Origin of the sequence: Rhizobium sp. PEPV16 (assembly GCF_008919455.1) — a bacterium.
In the GTDB taxonomy this organism is placed as follows: domain Bacteria; phylum Pseudomonadota; class Alphaproteobacteria; order Rhizobiales; family Rhizobiaceae; genus Rhizobium; species Rhizobium leguminosarum_Q.
Genome location: NZ_VSZV01000077.1, coordinates 1 through 2,986, shown reverse-complemented (window position 1 = coordinate 2,986; position 2,986 = coordinate 1). Strand labels below are relative to the sequence as shown.

Annotated in this window: 4 protein-coding genes; 1 reads left to right on the top strand and 3 read right to left on the bottom strand. The window is 61.1% G+C overall.

The features are described 5' to 3' along the window. Positions 1-77: 77 nt before the first annotated feature. Complete coding sequence (locus tag FY112_RS00805; protein WP_003559318.1) at positions 78-890, top strand: ferredoxin--NADP reductase; 813 nt, start codon at positions 78-80, stop codon at positions 888-890. A gap of 50 nt (positions 891-940) precedes the next feature. Here FY112_RS00805 and FY112_RS00800 read toward each other — a convergent pair whose 3' ends face one another. The 3 genes from FY112_RS00800 to FY112_RS00790 all read right to left on the bottom strand — a co-directional run. Then, positions 941-1,555 (bottom strand): GntR family transcriptional regulator, encoded by a 615-nt coding sequence (locus FY112_RS00800; protein WP_131630443.1) that lies wholly within the window; start codon positions 1,553-1,555, stop codon positions 941-943. Positions 1,556-1,919: 364 nt separating this feature from the next. After that, positions 1,920-2,279: a VOC family protein gene (locus tag FY112_RS00795; protein WP_151517390.1), complete on the bottom strand. Its 360-nt coding sequence runs from the start codon at positions 2,277-2,279 to the stop codon at positions 1,920-1,922. 73 nt (positions 2,280-2,352) lie between these two features. Next, positions 2,353-2,986, bottom strand: a 634-nt coding sequence (locus FY112_RS00790) for an FtsX-like permease family protein (RefSeq protein ID WP_151517389.1), incomplete at its 5' end; no start/stop codon positions are given.

Sequence of the window (2,986 nt, the reverse complement as noted above, 5' to 3'; positions counted from 1 at the left end):
CCTTTAATTCCGGCCCGATATGTAATATCTCGCTCGCATCCGACAGTTCATCCGACGAAACGGGATCCTCTACCGCAATGAACGCGCCTGCAAAGACCGAAGACTTCGCCTCGTCCATCCCCGCCGGCGTCTATGCCGAGACGGTGCTCGATGTCACGCACTATACCGACCGGCTCTTCCGCTTCACGATGACCCGGCCGCAGGGCTTCCGTTTCCGTTCCGGCGAATTCGCGATGATCGGCCTGATGGTCGAGGGCAAGCCGGTGTTCCGCGCCTATTCGATCGCCAGCCCCGCCTGGGCCGAAGAGCTTGAATTCTTCTCGATCAAGGTGCCGGACGGCCCACTCACCTCACATCTGCAGGCGATCAAGCCGGGCGACCAGGTACTGATGCGCAAGAAGCCGACGGGCACGCTTGTGCTCGATGCGCTGACGCCCGGCCGTCGTCTCTACATGTTCTCGACGGGAACGGGCATTGCGCCTTTTGCCAGCCTGATCCGCGATCCCGAGACCTACGAGAAGTTCGAGGAAGTCATCCTGACCCATACGACACGCGATGTCGCCGAACTGAAATACGGCTTCGACCTCGTGCACGAGATCCAGAATGATGAGCTGCTGAAGGAAGTCGTCGGCGACAAGCTGCGCCACTACCCCACAGTCACGCGTGAGGATTTCGAATATCGCGGCCGCATCACCGATTTAATCTCCTCCGGCAAGCTGTTCACCGATCTCGGCGTACCGCCGCTCGATCCGGTGATCGACCGCGGCATGATCTGCGGTTCCTCGGCCATGCTGAAGGATACCAAGGAACTGCTCGAGAAGGCCGGCCTCGATGAAGGCGCCAACAGCAAGCCCGCCGAATTCGTCATCGAGCGCGCTTTCGTCGGCTAAACCATCTCTGACAATCCGATCTATGAACGGCTCCGGAAACGGGGCCGTTTCTATGTCCGGCTGAGGTAGTCGATCAGCACCGCCATGGTGGTGCGCGCTTCATCCGGCCTGCCCTGATGGATGGCGCGGATGACGGCGACGTGCAGCGAGATAGCGCGGTCCATGCGCTCCGGGCTTGCCTTGGAGTACCAGAGGCGACGTGAATGCGTCTGCACCGGGCCGAGTGCTGCCGTGATAAAGCCGTTCGGGCAGGCATCTTCAAGGATTTCGTCGAAGGCCTTGTCGGCGGCGAAAAAGCCGTCGAGATCGCCGGTGACGGCGCATTCCTCCATCGCGCGGGCGCAATCGATGAGGCGCGCGCGCTGCTCATCGCTCGCGTGTTCGGCGACGAGGCTTGCCGCGATCGGCTCCAGCTCGCGGCGCACCTGCATGACATTGCAATGATCCTCAGGCGCGATCTCGGCGACCTGCAGCCCAACGCGCGGCTTGACCAGGATCAGCCCCTGCCAGGCAAGCTTCTGGATCGCCTCGCGCACCGGCGTACGCCCATGGCCCGCCAACTCGATCAGCTGCTTTTCAGTGACCAGCGCGCCGGGCTTCAACGCCAGCGTCACGATCAGATGCTCCAGCGCCAGATAGGCAAGATGGCTCTGAGACGTCTGCAATACGGAGCTCCGTCGCCAAGTCTGATATATCACATAGTGACACGACCAAAAACCGAAGACAAGTCGGCATTGAAATATCAGAATAGAGACAGATAGATAACATTCGCGAGGTTGCTGAAAATCGGCGAATGGCATTGCCGGCACGGGCGTCTACGCCGTGATTGGCTCCTGCCGACCACCCCACTCTCCGTCGCGCTCGGCCTTAAGCCGAGCATCCACCACGCATCCATCAGCAGCCGCGGCATGGATCCTCGGCTCAAGGCCGAGGAGGACGGAGAGTGCGGTTGGCTTTCTCGCCAAACTCGCCCTCGCCTACAGAGGCAAACCGCGTCGGCTGTTTCCTCAGGCCGGCACCTTCCCTCGATCACTCCTTGCGGAACGCCCGGCTGGAAACCGAGATCGAATTTTGGCACGGGTCTTTGGCATTGGCGAACTGATAGCCATAGGCTTTATGGATAACACCGAACTCAAGGCCGTTTTCCGCGCATCGTCTGCAAAAAGCCTCGACGTCCTCCACGTCGAAGACCAGTTTGATGGTGGATTGGCCGCTCCGCTGGCCCTTGGCGGCTTGGTGCAGCATGATATTCGCACCGCCGTCCTGAGCGATGAGTTCAATGATCCTGTCGCCCGGCAGGCTGGTCGCCTTGAAACCGAAGTGCTTCTCATAAAAGCGCGCCGTTTCCTCGACATTCCCAGCATAGATCACCACCCTGTTGAGCGGCATGATGCCAGCCTCCGATTGCGCTTGCATTCGATTGACAAGAGTAGAGGGACATCACGCGTTTCGCCACGGCGCATTATTCGTGCCGCAACGCCTCGATGGGATTCAACTGCGCGGCCCTTCTCGCCGGGAAATAGCCGAAAATCATGCCGATCGCCGCTGAGAAGAGGAAGGCGACGGCGACCATTAGCGGGCTGAAGACGAAGGGCACCTTCAGGAGAGTCACGGTGCCGAAGCCGAGGCCGAGGCCCAGTATGATGCCGGTGATGCCGCCGAACAACGACAGCGCCACCGCCTCGACGAGGAACTGGGTGAGCACCTGGCTTTCGAGCGCGCCGATCGCCAGGCGGATGCCGATCTCACGGGTGCGCTCGGTGACGGAGACCAGCATGATGTTCATGATGCCGATGCCGCCGACGAGCAGGCTGATCGCAGCGACGGCGCCGAGCAGGCCGGTCAGCAGCGTCGTCGTGCCGGTCATCGCCTCGGCGATCTGGGTCATGTCGTTGACGTTGAAATCGTCCTGGCGGCCGGGCACGATCTTGCGGCGCTCGCGTAGGAGATTTTCGACATCGGACTGCACCTTCGCGGTGGAGACGCCGTCGCGCGCCGAGATGATGATCTGCGGCACGTTGCTGTTGCCGCTGATGCGCCGCTGAAACACCTTGACCGGCATGATGACGACATCATCCTGGTCGTTGCCTATGCCG